Annotated in this window: 10 protein-coding genes, 6 tRNA genes and 3 rRNA genes; all 19 read right to left on the bottom strand. The window is 53.8% G+C overall.

Going from position 1 to position 16,349, the window contains the following annotated elements; all coding sequences use genetic code 11:
* Positions 1-62: 62 nt before the first annotated feature.
* A complete protein-coding gene (rpoB, locus tag HU759_RS27330) occupies positions 63-4,136 on the bottom strand; it encodes a DNA-directed RNA polymerase subunit beta (RefSeq protein WP_017135961.1) in 4,074 nt (1,357 codons plus the stop codon).
* Between the two features lie 219 nt (positions 4,137-4,355).
* Positions 4,356-4,721 (bottom strand): 50S ribosomal protein L7/L12, encoded by a 366-nt coding sequence (rplL, locus tag HU759_RS27335; protein WP_010566858.1) that lies wholly within the window; start codon positions 4,719-4,721, stop codon positions 4,356-4,358.
* Positions 4,722-4,799: 78 nt separating this feature from the next.
* Entirely contained in the window at positions 4,800-5,300 is a 501-nt protein-coding gene (gene rplJ, locus HU759_RS27340) for a 50S ribosomal protein L10 (RefSeq protein WP_003176433.1), read from the bottom strand.
* Positions 5,301-5,499: 199 nt separating this feature from the next.
* Entirely contained in the window at positions 5,500-6,195 is a 696-nt protein-coding gene (rplA, locus tag HU759_RS27345) for a 50S ribosomal protein L1 (RefSeq protein ID WP_003232403.1), read from the bottom strand.
* A complete protein-coding gene (gene rplK, locus HU759_RS27350) occupies positions 6,195-6,626 on the bottom strand; it encodes a 50S ribosomal protein L11 (protein WP_003176435.1) in 432 nt (143 codons plus the stop codon). The genes rplA and rplK overlap by 1 nt, the downstream gene beginning before the upstream one ends.
* 117 nt (positions 6,627-6,743) lie before the next feature.
* Entirely contained in the window at positions 6,744-7,277 is a 534-nt protein-coding gene (gene nusG / locus HU759_RS27355) for a transcription termination/antitermination protein NusG (protein WP_003176436.1), read from the bottom strand.
* A 9-nt stretch (positions 7,278-7,286) separates the two neighbouring features.
* A complete protein-coding gene (gene secE, locus HU759_RS27360) occupies positions 7,287-7,655 on the bottom strand; it encodes a preprotein translocase subunit SecE (RefSeq protein ID WP_003194658.1) in 369 nt (122 codons plus the stop codon).
* A gap of 45 nt (positions 7,656-7,700) precedes the next feature.
* Positions 7,701-7,776: transfer RNA gene (locus HU759_RS27365), tRNA-Trp, on the bottom strand.
* Positions 7,777-7,937: 161 nt separating this feature from the next.
* Positions 7,938-8,013: transfer RNA gene (locus tag HU759_RS27370), tRNA-Thr, on the bottom strand.
* 26 nt (positions 8,014-8,039) lie between these two features.
* Positions 8,040-8,113: transfer RNA gene (locus tag HU759_RS27375), tRNA-Gly, on the bottom strand.
* A 24-nt stretch (positions 8,114-8,137) separates the two neighbouring features.
* Positions 8,138-8,222: transfer RNA gene (locus HU759_RS27380), tRNA-Tyr, on the bottom strand.
* A 142-nt stretch (positions 8,223-8,364) separates the two neighbouring features.
* Positions 8,365-8,811 carry a hypothetical protein gene (locus HU759_RS27385; RefSeq protein ID WP_017135960.1) on the bottom strand — a complete coding sequence of 149 codons (447 nt, stop codon included), beginning with the start codon at positions 8,809-8,811 and terminating at the stop codon, positions 8,365-8,367.
* 7 nt (positions 8,812-8,818) lie between these two features.
* Complete coding sequence (locus HU759_RS27390) at positions 8,819-9,568, bottom strand: pantothenate kinase (protein WP_017135959.1); 750 nt, start codon at positions 9,566-9,568, stop codon at positions 8,819-8,821.
* Positions 9,558-10,517, bottom strand: coding sequence for a bifunctional biotin--[acetyl-CoA-carboxylase] ligase/biotin operon repressor BirA (birA, locus tag HU759_RS27395; protein WP_017135958.1), 960 nt, complete (start codon positions 10,515-10,517; stop codon positions 9,558-9,560). The genes HU759_RS27390 and birA overlap by 11 nt, the downstream gene beginning before the upstream one ends.
* Positions 10,518-10,739: 222 nt before the next feature.
* Positions 10,740-10,855 (bottom strand): 5S ribosomal RNA (rrf, locus tag HU759_RS27400).
* Positions 10,856-11,012: 157 nt separating this feature from the next.
* Positions 11,013-13,904, bottom strand: a 23S ribosomal RNA gene (locus HU759_RS27405).
* 247 nt (positions 13,905-14,151) lie between these two features.
* A tRNA-Ala gene (locus HU759_RS27410) sits at positions 14,152-14,227 on the bottom strand.
* A 30-nt stretch (positions 14,228-14,257) separates the two neighbouring features.
* Positions 14,258-14,334: transfer RNA gene (locus HU759_RS27415), tRNA-Ile, on the bottom strand.
* An 82-nt stretch (positions 14,335-14,416) separates the two neighbouring features.
* A 16S ribosomal RNA gene (locus HU759_RS27420) occupies positions 14,417-15,953 on the bottom strand.
* Together the 16S, 23S and 5S rRNA genes with 2 tRNA genes alongside form the textbook arrangement of a ribosomal RNA operon.
* Between the last annotated feature and the right edge of the window lie 396 nt (positions 15,954-16,349).

The following is a 16,349-nucleotide window of genomic DNA, read 5'->3' on the forward strand; positions in this document are numbered from 1 at the left end:
CCTTTCCTCCTGGCGGAGCAGAGAGCGGGCTAAACAACCCCGCTCTCGATTCGCGTCACGTGTTATTCGGTTTCCAGATCGATATCGATGCCGAGGGAACGAATTTCTTTGATCAACACGTTGAAGGACTCGGGCATGCCCGGCTCCATACGGTGATCGCCGTCCACGATGTTTTTGTACATCTTGGTCCGACCGTTCACATCGTCCGACTTCACTGTGAGCATTTCTTGCAGAGTGTATGCAGCACCGTATGCTTCCAGTGCCCAGACCTCCATCTCCCCGAAACGCTGACCACCGAACTGAGCCTTACCACCCAGCGGCTGCTGGGTAACCAGGCTGTACGAACCGGTAGAACGAGCGTGCATCTTGTCGTCTACCAAGTGGTTCAGCTTCAGCATGTACATGTAGCCAACAGTAACCGGGCGCTCAAACTTGTTGCCGGTACGGCCGTCGAACAGCTGCATCTGGCCGCTTTCCGGCAGGTCTGCCAGTTTCAGCATGGCCTTGATTTCGCTTTCCTTGGCACCGTCGAACACCGGGGTAGCCATTGGAACGCCGCCGCGCAGGTTCTTCGCCAGGTCCAGGATTTCCTGGTCGGAGAAGGTGTCCAGCTCTTCGTTGCGACCGCCGATCTCGTTGTAGATCTCGTGCAGGAACTTACGCAGGTCAGCAACCTTGCGCTGCTCTTCGATCATACGGTTGATCTTCTCGCCCAGACCTTTGGCCGCGAGGCCCAGGTGGGTTTCGAGGATCTGACCAACGTTCATACGCGAAGGTACGCCCAACGGGTTGAGGACGACGTCGACCGGGGTGCCATTGGCATCGTGCGGCATGTCTTCAACCGGCATGATCACGGAGACCACACCTTTGTTACCGTGACGACCGGCCATCTTGTCGCCCGGCTGGATGCGGCGACGGATTGCCAGGTAAACCTTGACGATTTTCAGCACGCCTGGAGCCAGGTCATCGCCCTGCTGCAGTTTGCGCTTCTTGTCTTCGAACTTGTCGTCCAGCAGACGGCGGCGATCAACGATGTAGGCCTGGGCCTTCTCGAGCTGCTCGTTCAGAGCATCTTCAGCCATGCGCAGTTTGAACCACTGGCCGTGCTCAAGACCGTCGAGTACTTCGTCGGTGATGTCTTGACCTTTCTTCAGACCTGCGCCGCCTTCAGCCTTGTGGCCTACCAGAGCGGAACGCAGACGTTCGAAGGTCGCGCCTTCAACGATACGGAACTCTTCGTTCAGGTCCTTGCGGATCTCGTCGAGTTGAGTCTTCTCGATGGACAGTGCACGAGCATCACGCTCAACGCCGTCACGGGTGAAGACCTGTACGTCGATAACAGTACCCTTGGTACCGGTAGGTACACGCAGGGAGGTGTCTTTAACGTCGCTGGCTTTTTCACCGAAGATGGCACGCAGCAGCTTCTCTTCCGGAGTCAGTTGGGTCTCGCCTTTCGGAGTGACCTTACCTACCAGGATGTCGCCTGCGCCAACTTCAGCACCTACGTAAACGATACCGGCTTCGTCCAGCTTGTTCAGTGCAGCCTCACCCACGTTCGGGATGTCTGCAGTGATTTCCTCTGGCCCAAGCTTGGTATCACGTGCCACACAGGTCAGTTCCTGAATGTGGATCGTGGTGAAACGGTCTTCTTGAACAACACGCTCGGACAGGCAGATGGAGTCTTCGAAGTTGAAGCCGTTCCATGCCATGAACGCGATGCGCATGTTCTGACCCAGAGCCAGTTCACCCATGTCGGTGGACGGGCCGTCGGCCATGATGTCGCTACGCTGAACGCGGTCACCCTTGCTCACCAGCGGACGCTGGTTGATGCAGGTGTTCTGGTTCGAGCGGGTGTATTTGGTCAGGTTGTAGATGTCGACACCGGCTTCGCCAGTTTCAACTTCATCATCGGCAACACGAACCACGATACGGCTGGCATCAACGGAGTCGATCACGCCGCCACGACGGGCTACGACGCAAACGCCGGAGTCACGGGCTACGTTACGCTCCATGCCGGTACCTACCAGCGGCTTGTCAGCGCGCAGGGTTGGTACAGCTTGACGCTGCATGTTGGAACCCATCAACGCACGGTTGGCGTCATCGTGTTCCAGGAACGGGATCAGCGACGCTGCAACCGAAACTACCTGCTTCGGCGAAACGTCCATCAAGGTGACGTCTTCCGGCGCCTTGACGGTGAACTCGTTCAAGTGACGAACAGCTACCAGCTCGTCGATCAGGACTTTCTTGTCGTTCATCGTGGCCGAAGCCTGAGCGATCACGTGATCAGCTTCTTCGATGGCGGACAGGAATACGATCTCGTCGGTGACCAGAGCGTCTTTCACCACGCGGTACGGGCTCTCGAGGAAGCCGTACTGGTTGGTGCGCGCATAAGCGGCCAGGGAGTTGATCAGACCGATGTTCGGACCTTCCGGCGTTTCGATCGGGCAAACACGACCGTAGTGCGTCGGGTGTACGTCACGAACTTCAAAGCCAGCACGCTCACGGGTCAGACCGCCCGGGCCCAGTGCAGAAACACGGCGCTTGTGGGTGATCTCGGAGAGCGGGTTGTTCTGGTCCATGAACTGGGAAAGCTGGCTGGAACCGAAGAACTCTTTCACTGCCGCAGCCACTGGCTTGGCGTTGATCAGGTCTTGCGGCATCAGGCCTTCGCTTTCAGCCATCGACAGACGCTCTTTGACCGCACGCTCAACACGCACAAGGCCAACGCGGAACTGGTTTTCGGCCATTTCGCCTACGCAGCGAACACGACGGTTACCCAGGTGGTCGATGTCATCGACGATGCCTTTACCGTTACGGATGTCGACCAGAGTCTTCAGTACCGCGACGATATCTTCCTTGCACAGCACGCCCGAACCTTCGATCTCGGTACGACCGATACGACGGTTGAACTTCATCCGGCCGACCGCAGACAGGTCATAACGCTCAGGGCTGAAGAACAGGTTGTTGAACAGGGTCTCGGCAGCGTCTTTGGTCGGTGGCTCACCAGGACGCATCATGCGATAGATCTCGACCAGCGCTTCCAATTGGTTGCTGGTGGAGTCGATCTTCAGTGTGTCGGAGATGAACGGACCGCAGTCGATGTCGTTGGTGTACAGGGTCTCGATGCGAACAACCTGGGCCTTGGCGATTTTTGCCAGGATTTCGGTGTTCAGCTCGGTGTTGCACTCAGCCAGGATTTCGCCTGTAGCCGGGTGAACGATAACCTTGGCGGTGGTGCGACCCAGGACGTAGTCCAGAGGCACTTCCAGCGACTTGATGCCGGCTTTTTCGATCTGGTTGATGTGGCGCGCAGTAATACGACGACCCGCTTCAACGATCACTTTGCCGTTTTCGTCCTGAATGTCCAGAACGGCAATTTCACCACGCAGACGCGAAGCAATCAGCTCCAGGCTGAGGGTTTCATCCTTCAGGCTGAATACGTTGGTGGTGTAGAAAGCGTCCAGCACCTGCTCAGTGGTGTAACCGAGCGCGCGCAGCAGTACCGAGGCCGGCAGCTTGCGACGACGGTCGATACGCACGAACACGCAGTCTTTCGGGTCGAACTCGAAGTCCAACCACGAACCGCGGTACGGAATGATCCGCGCGGAGTACAGGAGTTTACCGGAGCTGTGCGTCTTGCCGCGGTCGTGGTCGAAGAACACGCCCGGGGAACGGTGCAGCTGGGAAACAATAACACGCTCGGTACCGTTGATTACGAAGGTACCGTTTTCAGTCATCAGTGGGATTTCGCCCATGTAGACTTCTTGCTCTTTGATGTCCTTGATCGCTTTGTTCGACGATTCTTTGTCGAAAATGATCAGGCGGACTTTTACCCGCAAAGGTACGGCGTACGTAACACCGCGCAACACGCATTCTTTGACATCAAATGCCGGTTCGCCCAGGCGATAACCCACGTACTCCAGCGCAGCATTGCCGGAGTAGCTGATGATCGGGAAAACGGATTTGAAGGCCGCATGCAGGCCCACGTCGCGGAACTGATCTTTGGTCGCTCCCGCCTGCAAGAATTCACGATACGAATCCAGCTGGATAGCCAGAAGGTACGGGACATCCATGACGTCCGGCAACTTGCTAAAGTCCTTGCGGATACGTTTTTTCTCAGTATATGAGTAAGCCATCAGCGTTCCCCAGCTTGGTCACCTGCTTGTTTGGCCCCTCCGACGGGAGCAGCCAGAAAATCTTGCAAACCCCATGGTTTGCACCACCGCATCGGGTGGTTACAGCGCGTAATTGGCGGCGACCGAGTCGACAGCCAAGAACGGAAAAAGGCCGGTGGCAAGAGCCACCAGCCATCAGCCTTCAGCTTAACGCTTGGGCTGGAGACGCAAGGTCGATGCTTACTTCAGCTCGACTTTAGCGCCTGCTTCTTCCAGCACTGCTTTAGCTTTGTCAGCGGCGTCTTTCGACACTGCTTCCAGAACCTGGGCAGGAGCGCCGTCAACTACAGCCTTGGCTTCTTTCAGGCCCAGACCGGTCAGTTCACGAACTGCCTTGATCACGTTTACTTTCTTCTCGCCAGCTTCCAGCAGCATGACGTTGAATTCGGTTTGCTCTTCAGCAGCAACAGCAGCAACAGCTGGGCCAGCGGAAGCAGCGGCAGCGGAAACGCCGAATTTTTCTTCGAAAGCTTTGATCAGCTCAACAACCTGCAGAACCGACATTTCAGCTACGGCGTTGAGGATATCTTCTTGGGAGATAGACATTACTGTATTTCCTGAATTGGGGGACGGCCTACGCGGCCATCGAAATAAACAAAAATACGCGAAAGGAGGTGCTCAGCCTTAGGCTGCGGCAGCTTCTTTTTGCTCGCGAACTGCGGCCAGAGTACGAGCCAACTTGCTGGTAGCGCCTTGAATCACGCTCATCAGCTGAGAAATAGCTTCGTTACGGGTCGGCAGTGTTGCCAGTACGTCGATTTGGTTAGCTGCGAGGAACTTGCCCTCGAACGCAGCTGCCTTGATCTCGAACTTATCCTGACTCTTGGCGAATTCCTTGAACAAACGGGCAGCAGCACCCGGGTGATCTTTGGAGAACGCGATCAGAGTCGGGCCGGTGAACACGTCGTTGAGAACACTGTATTCAGTGTCAGCAACAGCGCGCTTGAGCAGGGTGTTACGTACAACACGTACGTATACGCCAGCTTCACGAGCCTCTTTACGGAGTCCGGTCATAGCGCCTACTGTCACACCACGGGCATCAGCCACGACAGCGGACAGAGCAGCTTTGGCAGCCTCGTTGACTTCAGCGACGATGGCCTTCTTGTCTTCGAGATTAATTGCCACGGGTTTAACTCCTGCTTGTTACCGTTTCATCTGGCCGAAGCCGGATGTCGTTTTGGTGTCTGATTCGGTAAGGAACCGGGAGCACCATCTGCGTAGGCTTGAGGTTTAAGGCTTGCGCCGCCTACGGTCTTGGATAGCCCCCGCCAGGCAGGGACCCCAATTTTTTCAATTGGCGCGATCTCTCGCACCAACGTATTTCTTATACGTCCAGCGAGCCTTGGTCGATGACCAGACCTGGGCCCATAGTGGTGCTCAGGGTAACGCGCTTGACGTAGATACCTTTCGAGGAAGCTGGCTTGATACGCTTCAGATCAGCGATCAGGGCTTCAACGTTTTCCTTCAGCTTGACGGCATCGAAGCCGACTTTGCCAACGGAGGTGTGAATGATGCCGTTTTTGTCAGTGCGATAACGAACCTGACCAGCCTTGGCGTTTTTAACCGCGGTAGCTACGTCTGGGGTTACGGTGCCGACTTTAGGGTTAGGCATCAGACCACGTGGACCGAGGATCTGACCCAACTGACCTACAACGCGCATTGCATCCGGGGAAGCAATAACTACGTCGTAGTTCAGGTCGCCGCCTTTCATTTCGGCAGCCAGGTCGTCCATGCCAACGCGATCAGCGCCGGCGGCCAGAGCAGCTTCAGCTGCCGGGCCTTGGGTGAAGACAGCAACACGTACAGTCTTGCCAGTACCGTGTGGCAGCACAGTAGCGCTACGAACGACCTGGTCGGATTTACGTGGGTCAACACCCAGGTTTACAGCAACGTCAACGGACTCGCTGAACTTGACAGTCGACAGCTCGGTCAGCAGGGCAGCGGCGTCTACAAAGTTGTAGGCCTTGCCTGCTTCGATTTTGCCGGCGATAGCCTTTTGGCGCTTGGTCAGCTTAGCCATTACACACCCTCCACGTTAAGGCCCATGCTACGAGCAGAACCGGCGATGGTACGCACGGCTGCATCCATATCAGCTGCAGTCAGATCCGCGTTTTTGGTTTTCGCGATTTCTTCCAGCTGAGCACGAGTTACGGTGCCAACCTTAACGGTGTTAGGACGAGCGGAACCGCTAGTCAGACCAGCAGCTTTCTTCAGCAAAACCGAAGCCGGGGTCGACTTGGTTTCGAAAGTGAAGCTACGGTCGCTGTATACAGTGATGATCACTGGAGTCGGCAGACCTGGCTCAAGACCCTGAGTACGGGCGTTGAAGGCCTTGCAGAATTCCATGATGTTCACGCCGTGCTGACCCAGAGCCGGGCCGACAGGTGGACTTGGGTTGGCCTGAGCGGCCTTCACTTGCAGCTTGATGTAAGCGGTAATCTTCTTGGCCATGAGGCACTCCAATTACGGGTTCAAACGCCTCGAAAGGCTCCCCGGTTACTTGCGCGTTTATCCCAGTGACGACAAAACCCCACAGCCTAAGGCTGCGGGGTTGGGATGCTTGCTCAGCTAGACCTTCTCGACCTGGCTGAACTCCAACTCTACCGGAGTAGAGCGACCGAAAATGAGCACTGCCACTTGGATCCGGCTCTTTTCGTAGTTAACTTCTTCGACGGTGCCGTTGAAATCAGCAAACGGACCATCTGTGACACGAACAACCTCACCCGGCTCGAACAACGTCTTCGGCTTAGGCTTGTCGCTACCGTCAGCAACGCGACGCAGAATTGCTTCCGCCTCTTTGTCGGTGATCGGAGCAGGCTTATCAGCAGTACCGCCGATGAAACCCATGACACGAGGAGTGTCCTTGACCAAGTGCCAAGTACCTTCATTCATGTCCATCTGAACCAGCACGTAGCCAGGGAAGAACTTGCGTTCGCTTTTGCGCTTCTGACCATTCCGCATTTCAACCACTTCTTCAGTGGGAACCAGAATTTCGCCGAAGCCATCTTCCATGCCTGCAAGCTTTACGCGCTCTAGCAAAGAGCGCATAACATGCTTCTCGTAACCCGAGTAAGCATGCACAACGTACCAACGCTTAGCCACGGGACACCCTTAGCCAACAATCAAGGAAACAAGCCAGCCGAGCAGGGAATCAAGCCCCCACAACAGCAACGCCATAACCAGAACAACAGCCACAACAATCAATGTGGTCTGCGTGGTTTCTTGGCGAGTCGGCCAAACGACTTTACGAATTTCGGTGCGAGCTTCCTTTACCAGGACCGCGAAAGACTTGCCTTTGGCAGTCTGCAGGCCTACAAAGGCAGCTACAGCAGCAAGAGCGAGCAAAGCGAGTACGCGGTACAGGATCGGCGAAGCAGAGTAGTACTGATTGCCAACAACGCCTACGACCACCAACGCGACCACAGCGAGCCACTTGACGAGATCGAAACGAGAGCTTTGAGCTTCAGCCTTAGGAGTCATCTATGAAGATCCTGTGAAAAGAAAGCCAGACACACCACGTGAATCTGGCAGGTCAGGAGGGAATCGAACCCCCAACCTACGGTTTTGGAGACCGTCGCTCTGCCAATTGAGCTACTGACCTAAAACAAAATCAGGCCGACCATTATGCAGGCCTGAAAAAGACTTTACAACAACCAACCCCACTAGACCTGAAATCACCTGGCAACAAAGCCAAATGCAACACCAACAAGCCGAGGCAGCTGTTAAAACAAAGGCAGATATTTTCATATCTGCCTTGTTATATGGAGCTCTTGAGCGGATTTGAACCGCTGACCTCACCCTTACCAAGGGTGTGCTCTACCAACTGAGCTACAAGAGCAAAACACATTGCACAACCTGCAAACTTGGAGCGGGTAGCGGGAATCGAACCCGCATCATCAGCTTGGAAGGCTGAGGTTCTACCACTAAACTATACCCGCGGAGCTTGCAGCTCACGCTAAAAATGGTGGAGGGGGAAGGATTCGAACCTTCGAAGTCGTAGACGTCAGATTTACAGTCTGATCCCTTTGGCCGCTCGGGAACCCCTCCTAAGCGAGCCGGCATTCTACATCACGCCGGCCTTCTGTCAAGCATTTTCTCATTAAAAATATGAGGTTAGCTGCGTTGACCTCCGCTTCACGCTGTAGACCGTAAAGGTCTTCACTGCGAAGCGGGCGCCATTCTATGCAAACTATTCGACAGTTGCAACGCCTTCGCACAACATTATTTTATGTTTTAACTCATTGAATTCCTTAGCAAGGTTTTCAAACGGCAGATCCTCAGCCAACCTCCTGCTTTCAGGGGCGACACGAAGCCAATAGCCGGAGGCATCAGGCGTATTGAGGAGAAGCACTTTGACCTTTATATCCAGGCTTATGAGGCGCTGCTCTACCGACTGGGCCTGGCGCTGATCAGCGAAACCACCGATGTATAGACACGTACTTTGTGCGTCAGGCGCTTTTGCCCGGTCGCGCCGAACCATGGGGTCAGAGGATTCACTCAATAGGCGAATATCCTGCTGAGAGCCCTTATAGAGACTCAGTGGCGTTACATCTTTAGCACGCAATGGGGCTTCCTGTTGATGCCAGATGTAATAGAAGGCATTGAGAACGAGCAAAAGCAAAAACAGCCAACGCATAAATACCTCAGGACAAAGGGCACGCCATCGCCAGACCAACAAAAACCAGATCAGGAACAAAACGAGCGTGAGGCACGGCATCGGAGACCAGGTCAGCATCCCCGCCAGTCAGAAAAACCGTGAAGTCATTCCCCCAATAGCTCCGAGCCAACTCAAGCTGTGTCAAAACAAACCCTCTGAGCATCAGCGTACAACCCCGCTCAACGGCTTCCACAGTCGTCCGCCCCGGCGAGAGGCGTGCCAGGGCCTGCTCTGCCGCAATATCGTCGTAGCGGATTTTGCGCGTGTGCGTTCGCAACTGGCTGCGCATGAGGGGCATTCCCGGGCAAATGAAGCCGCCAAGGTGCTCACCATCGGCAGCAATAAAGTCTGCAGTGGCTGCGGTACCGAAATCGAGTACCAGGCAGGCACCTGATGCCAGCTTGAAACCACCGAGCATTGCCAACCAACGATCCAGCCCAAGACGCTCAAACTCTTCGTAGCCGTTACGTACACCCGCCGCCTCCCTCGCTGAGACAGCACAAGACACAACAACCCCAAATGCCCCCTGCAATGCCTCAACCAACTGCCCGGTCTCTTCGGAGGCCCGAACACTTACCAGGCGGCAGCGCGTCAATGACAACCCCGGGATTGCCTTCAGGCCCTCGATCAACTCAAGGTCCGAGCCGACAACACCCTCAGCGGACGCCCTGGCCATAGGCGAATCGAGCACACGCCACTTGATAAAGCTATTCCCACAGTCGAGCTCAAGAATCATCACGCAACCTCAGGCTTAACTCACCGCCGCTGTATATTTTCTCGACACCCTCGACACTCAGCCGCAGCGCGCCCTGGTGATCAACACCCAGCACCACACCATCAATCTGGTTAACACCCGCGATAAGAGATACGGCCTTACCCTGCCACAAATGATTTCGCTCCCACTCTTCCTGAAGCGCAGCAAAACCGAAAGCCTTATGTCGCTCCAGGTGACTTTGCAACTGCAGTCCAAGGCGTGCGACCAAGTGATTTCGGTCGACAGGGGAGCCCGTCTCCAACTGCGCCGACGTCCACTGCTGATCGACCTCTGCCGCCTTCTGCATATTTACGTTGATCCCTATACCGAGCACAACATGGCAAACATCAGCGGGATCTCCAACCAATTCCAGCAAGATACCGGCAATTTTTTTCTGCCCAACCAGGACGTCATTCGGCCATTTCAAGGCGGCGCCCTGGACACCCAACTCACGCAGGGCCTGCATGACTGCCAATCCGACGACAAGGCTAAGCCCTTCCAACTGCCTCAGCCCGCCGTCAATGCGCAATACGAGGCTGTAATACAGGTTTTGAGCAAACGGACTGACCCACTTGCGGCCCCGCCTCCCTCTTCCCGCCGTTTGCTGCTCCGCAAGCACCAGAAATGGCGCCGCGCAACCTGTGCCGACGAGGCGCAAAGCCTCGGCATTGGTGGAGTCTATGGAGTCAGAGATGTAAACAGGCCACGCCAAAGCAGGAGCGCGCTCTTGAATTTCTTCAGCACTCAAGAACACCAATGGAGATGCTAGCTGGTACCCCCTGCCGCGAATTTTATGAATGGGCAGGTTCAATTCAGACTCCAGATGCTGGAGCTGCTTCCAAACAGCACTGCGGCTGACACCCAGGGCAGCACCGAGCGCCTCTCCGGAGTGGAATCGACCATCTTTGAGAAGTGTTAACAACGTCAGCATGCAAGCATCGCCTCACAATGAGGCACGCATGATAGCCATGCGCAAGGTCATTGCATAGAAAGGACAGGATTTAGCACTGGAGGCGGCTGCAAAGCAGGCTTACGTGGCATCTCAGCCTGAACGCGTTGTGATTAACGCCACTCGTGAGCGAGATTTACGCCTAAACGAGCGCCAAAAACAAAACCCCTGATTGCGTTAGCAATCAGGGGTTTCGGAATTTAATCTTGACGATGACCTACTCTCACATGGGGAAACCCCACACTACCATCGGCGATGCATCGTTTCACTACTGAGTTCGGGATGGGATCAGGTGGTTCCAATGCTCTATGGTCGTCAAGAAATTCGGGTACTGAGTCGTAGCCAAATGGCTTCGCTTCAGCAAATTGGGTATGTGACAGCTTTCGGTGTTTTGTGAGCGTCGAACTTTCGGTTCATCTCGTCTTCACACACCGCAATCTGATGCTCTTTCGAGTAGTCAAATTGCTTGGGTGTTATATGGTCAAGCCTCACGGGCAATTAGTATTGGTTAGCTCAACGCCTCACAGCGCTTACACACCCAACCTATCAACGTCGTAGTCTTCGACGGCCCTTCAGGGGACTCAAGGTCCCAGTGAGATCTCATCTTGAGGCTAGTTTCCCGCTTAGATGCTTTCAGCGGTTATCTATTCCGAACATAGCTACCCGGCAATGCCACTGGCGTGACAACCGGAACACCAGAGGTTCGTCCACTCCGGTCCTCTCGTACTAGGAGCAGCCCCTCTCAAATCTCAAACGTCCACGGCAGATAGGGACCGAACTGTCTCACGACGTTCTAAACCCAGCTCGCGTACCACTTTAAATGGCGAACAGCCATACCCTTGGGACCGGCTTCAGCCCCAGGATGTGATGAGCCGACATCGAGGTGCCAAACACCGCCGTCGATATGAACTCTTGGGCGGTATCAGCCTGTTATCCCCGGAGTACCTTTTATCCGTTGAGCGATGGCCCTTCCATACAGAACCACCGGATCACTAAGACCTACTTTCGTACCTGCTCGACGTGTCTGTCTCGCAGTCAAGCGCGCTTTTGCCTTTATACTCTACGACCGATTTCCGACCGGTCTGAGCGCACCTTCGTACTCCTCCGTTACTCTTTAGGAGGAGACCGCCCCAGTCAAACTACCCACCATACACTGTCCTCGATCCGGATAACGGACCTGAGTTAGAACCTCAAAGTTGCCAGGGTGGTATTTCAAGGTTGGCTCCACGCAGACTGGCGTCCACGCTTCAAAGCCTCCCACCTATCCTACACAAGCAAATTCAAAGTCCAGTGCAAAGCTATAGTAAAGGTTCACGGGGTCTTTCCGTCTAGCCGCGGATACACTGCATCTTCACAGCGATTTCAATTTCACTGAGTCTCGGGTGGAGACAGCGCCGCCATCGTTACGCCATTCGTGCAGGTCGGAACTTACCCGACAAGGAATTTCGCTACCTTAGGACCGTTATAGTTACGGCCGCCGTTTACCGGGGCTTCGATCAAGAGCTTCGCGTTAGCTAACCCCATCAATTAACCTTCCGGCACCGGGCAGGCGTCACACCCTATACGTCCACTTTCGTGTTTGCAGAGTGCTGTGTTTTTAATAAACAGTCGCAGCGGCCTGGTATCTTCGACCGGCATGAGCTTACGGAGCAAGTCCTTCACCCTCACCGGCGCACCTTCTCCCGAAGTTACGGTGCCATTTTGCCTAGTTCCTTCACCCGAGTTCTCTCAAGCGCCTTGGTATTCTCTACCCAACCACCTGTGTCGGTTTGGGGTACGGTTCCTGGTTACCTGAAGCTTAGAAGCTTTTCTTGGAAGCATGGCATCAACCACTTCGTTAACTAAAAGTTAACTCGTCATCAGCTCTCGGCCTTAGAATCCCGGATTTACCTAAGATTCCAGCCTACCACCTTAAACTTGGACAACCAACGCCAAGCTGGCCTAGCCTTCTCCGTCCCTCCATCGCAATAACCAGAAGTACAGGAATATTAACCTGTTTTCCATCGACTACGCTTTTCAGCCTCGCCTTAGGGACCGACTAACCCTGCGTCGATTAACGTTGCGCAGGAAACCTTGGTCTTTCGGCGTGGGTGTTTTTCACACCCATTGTCGTTACTCATGTCAGCATTCGCACTTCTGATACCTCCAGCAAGCTTCTCAACTCACCTTCACAGGCTTACAGAACGCTCCTCTACCGCATCACTTACGTGATACCCGTAGCTTCGGTGTATGGTTTGAGCCCCGTTACATCTTCCGCGCAGGCCGACTCGACTAGTGAGCTATTACGCTTTCTTTAAAGGGTGGCTGCTTCTAAGCCAACCTCCTAGCTGTCTAAGCCTTCCCACATCGTTTCCCACTTAACCATAACTTTGGGACCTTAGCTGACGGTCTGGGTTGTTTCCCTTTTCACGACGGACGTTAGCACCCGCCGTGTGTCTCCCATGCTCGGCACTTGTAGGTATTCGGAGTTTGCATCGGTTTGGTAAGTCGGGATGACCCCCTAGCCGAAACAGTGCTCTACCCCCTACAGTGATACATGAGGCGCTACCTAAATAGCTTTCGAGGAGAACCAGCTATCTCCGAGCTTGATTAGCCTTTCACTCCGATCCACAGGTCATCCGCTAACTTTTCAACGGTAGTCGGTTCGGTCCTCCAGTTAGTGTTACCCAACCTTCAACCTGCCCATGGATAGATCGCCCGGTTTCGGGTCTATTCCCAGCGACTAGACGCCCTATTAAGACTCGCTTTCGCTACGCCTCCCCTATTCGGTTAAGCTCGCCACTGAAAATAAGTCGCTGACCCATTATACAAAAGGTACGCAGTCACAGAACAAAGTCTGCTCCCACTGCTTGTACGCATACGGTTTCAGGATCTATTTCACTCCCCTCTCCGGGGTTCTTTTCGCCTTTCCCTCACGGTACTAGTTCACTATCGGTCAGTCAGTAGTATTTAGCCTTGGAGGATGGTCCCCCCATATTCAGACAAAGTTTCTCGTGCTCCGTCCTACTCGATTTCATGACTAAGAGATTTTCGCGTACAGGGCTATCACCCACTATGGCCGCACTTTCCAGAGCGTTCCGCTAATCTCAAAGCCACTTAAGGGCTAGTCCCCGTTCGCTCGCCACTACTAAGGGAATCTCGGTTGATTTCTTTTCCTCAGGGTACTTAGATGTTTCAGTTCCCCTGGTTCGCCTCTTACGCCTATGTATTCAGCGTAAGATAACCATCTTATGATGGCTGGGTTCCCCCATTCAGACATCTCCGGATCAAAGTCTGTTTGCCGACTCCCCGAAGCTTTTCGCAGGCTACCACGTCTTTCATCGCCTCTGACTGCCAAGGCATCCACCGTATGCGCTTCTTCACTTGACCATATAACCCCAAGCAATCTGGTTATACTGTGAAGACAACATTCGCCGAAAATTCGAATTTCTCAACTAAGAGAACTCACAAATTTTACCTTAGCCTGATCCGTTACCAGTGAAAGTAACGTTCAGTCTATCTTTCTATCACATACCCAAATTTTTAAAGAACGATCTAATCAAAGACTAGAAATCAACATTCATCATCAACCTGATGGAATGCTCATTTCTAAGCTTTCTTAACGTAGAAGCAGTAGTGGTGGAGCCAAACGGGATCGAACCGTTGACCTCCTGCGTGCAAGGCAGGCGCTCTCCCAGCTGAGCTATGGCCCCGTATTTCTACAGGCGTTTCCCACACAAAATTGGTGGGTCTGGGCAGATTCGAACTGCCGACCTCACCCTTATCAGGGGTGCGCTCTAACCAACTGAGCTACAGACCCAATTTCGGGCTGCTTCTTATCGTCTTCTTCAATGAATCAAGCAATTCGTGTGGGAACTTATGGAGCAGCTGATGTCGTCGATTAAGGAGGTGATCCAGCCGCAGGTTCCCCTACGGCTACCTTGTTACGACTTCACCCCAGTCATGAATCACACCGTGGTAACCGTCCTCCCGAAGGTTAGACTAGCTACTTCTGGTGCAACCCACTCCCATGGTGTGACGGGCGGTGTGTACAAGGCCCGGGAACGTATTCACCGCGACATTCTGATTCGCGATTACTAGCGATTCCGACTTCACGCAGTCGAGTTGCAGACTGCGATCCGGACTACGATCGGTTTTGTGGGATTAGCTCCACCTCGCGGCTTGGCAACCCTCTGTACCGACCATTGTAGCACGTGTGTAGCCCAGGCCGTAAGGGCCATGATGACTTGACGTCATCCCCACCTTCCTCCGGTTTGTCACCGGCAGTCTCCTTAGAGTGCCCACCATGACGTGCTGGTAACTAAGGACAAGGGTTGCGCTCGTTACGGGACTTAACCCAACATCTCACGACACGAGCTGACGACAGCCATGCAGCACCTGTCTCAATGTTCCCGAAGGCACCAATCTATCTCTAGAAAGTTCATTGGATGTCAAGGCCTGGTAAGGTTCTTCGCGTTGCTTCGAATTAAACCACATGCTCCACCGCTTGTGCGGGCCCCCGTCAATTCATTTGAGTTTTAACCTTGCGGCCGTACTCCCCAGGCGGTCAACTTAATGCGTTAGCTGCGCCACTAAAAGCTCAAGGCTTCCAACGGCTAGTTGACATCGTTTACGGCGTGGACTACCAGGGTATCTAATCCTGTTTGCTCCCCACGCTTTCGCACCTCAGTGTCAGTATTAGTCCAGGTGGTCGCCTTCGCCACTGGTGTTCCTTCCTATATCTACGCATTTCACCGCTACACAGGAAATTCCACCACCCTCTACCATACTCTAGTCAGTCAGTTTTGAATGCAGTTCCCAGGTTGAGCCCGGGGATTTCACATCCAACTTAACAAACCACCTACGCGCGCTTTACGCCCAGTAATTCCGATTAACGCTTGCACCCTCTGTATTACCGCGGCTGCTGGCACAGAGTTAGCCGGTGCTTATTCTGTCGGTAACGTCAAAACAGCAAAGTATTAATTTACTGCCCTTCCTCCCAACTTAAAGTGCTTTACAATCCGAAGACCTTCTTCACACACGCGGCATGGCTGGATCAGGCTTTCGCCCATTGTCCAATATTCCCCACTGCTGCCTCCCGTAGGAGTCTGGACCGTGTCTCAGTTCCAGTGTGACTGATCATCCTCTCAGACCAGTTACGGATCGTCGCCTTGGTGAGCCATTACCTCACCAACTAGCTAATCCGACCTAGGCTCATCTGATAGCGCAAGGCCCGAAGGTCCCCTGCTTTCTCCCGTAGGACGTATGCGGTATTAGCGTCCGTTTCCGAACGTTATCCCCCACTACCAGGCAGATTCCTAGGCATTACTCACCCGTCCGCCGCTCTCAAGAGGAGCAAGCTCCTCTCTACCGCTCGACTTGCATGTGTTAGGCCTGCCGCCAGCGTTCAATCTGAGCCATGATCAAACTCTTCAGTTCAAACATCTTTGGGTTTTTAAGAAACCCTAAACTTGGCTCAGCAATCGTTGGTTACATCTTTGATTTCTCGCGGAGTAACTTGTGATGCTGATAATCTTGTTGACTATCAGTCTGACTCCACAAGCACCCACACGAATTGCTTGATTCAGTTGTTAAAGAGCGGTTGGTTAAGACCTTTCGTCTCAACCGAGGCGCGCATTCTACAGCAGCCTCATTTGCTGTCAAGTGATTATTTTCAGAAGCTTTCGAAGAATTCTTCAACAACTTCAACCACTTGCGCTTACGATCTCTCGTTAGCGGGAGGCGAATTCTACAGCGTTACACGCTGCTGTCAACACCTCTTTTTCAACTTCCTTTTGGCTTCGATGAACTGAAGCAACTTGCTGCCGAAAACTT

It is taken from the genome of Pseudomonas sp. OE 28.3 (assembly GCF_014268205.2).
In the GTDB taxonomy this organism is placed as follows: domain Bacteria; phylum Pseudomonadota; class Gammaproteobacteria; order Pseudomonadales; family Pseudomonadaceae; genus Aquipseudomonas; species Aquipseudomonas edaphica.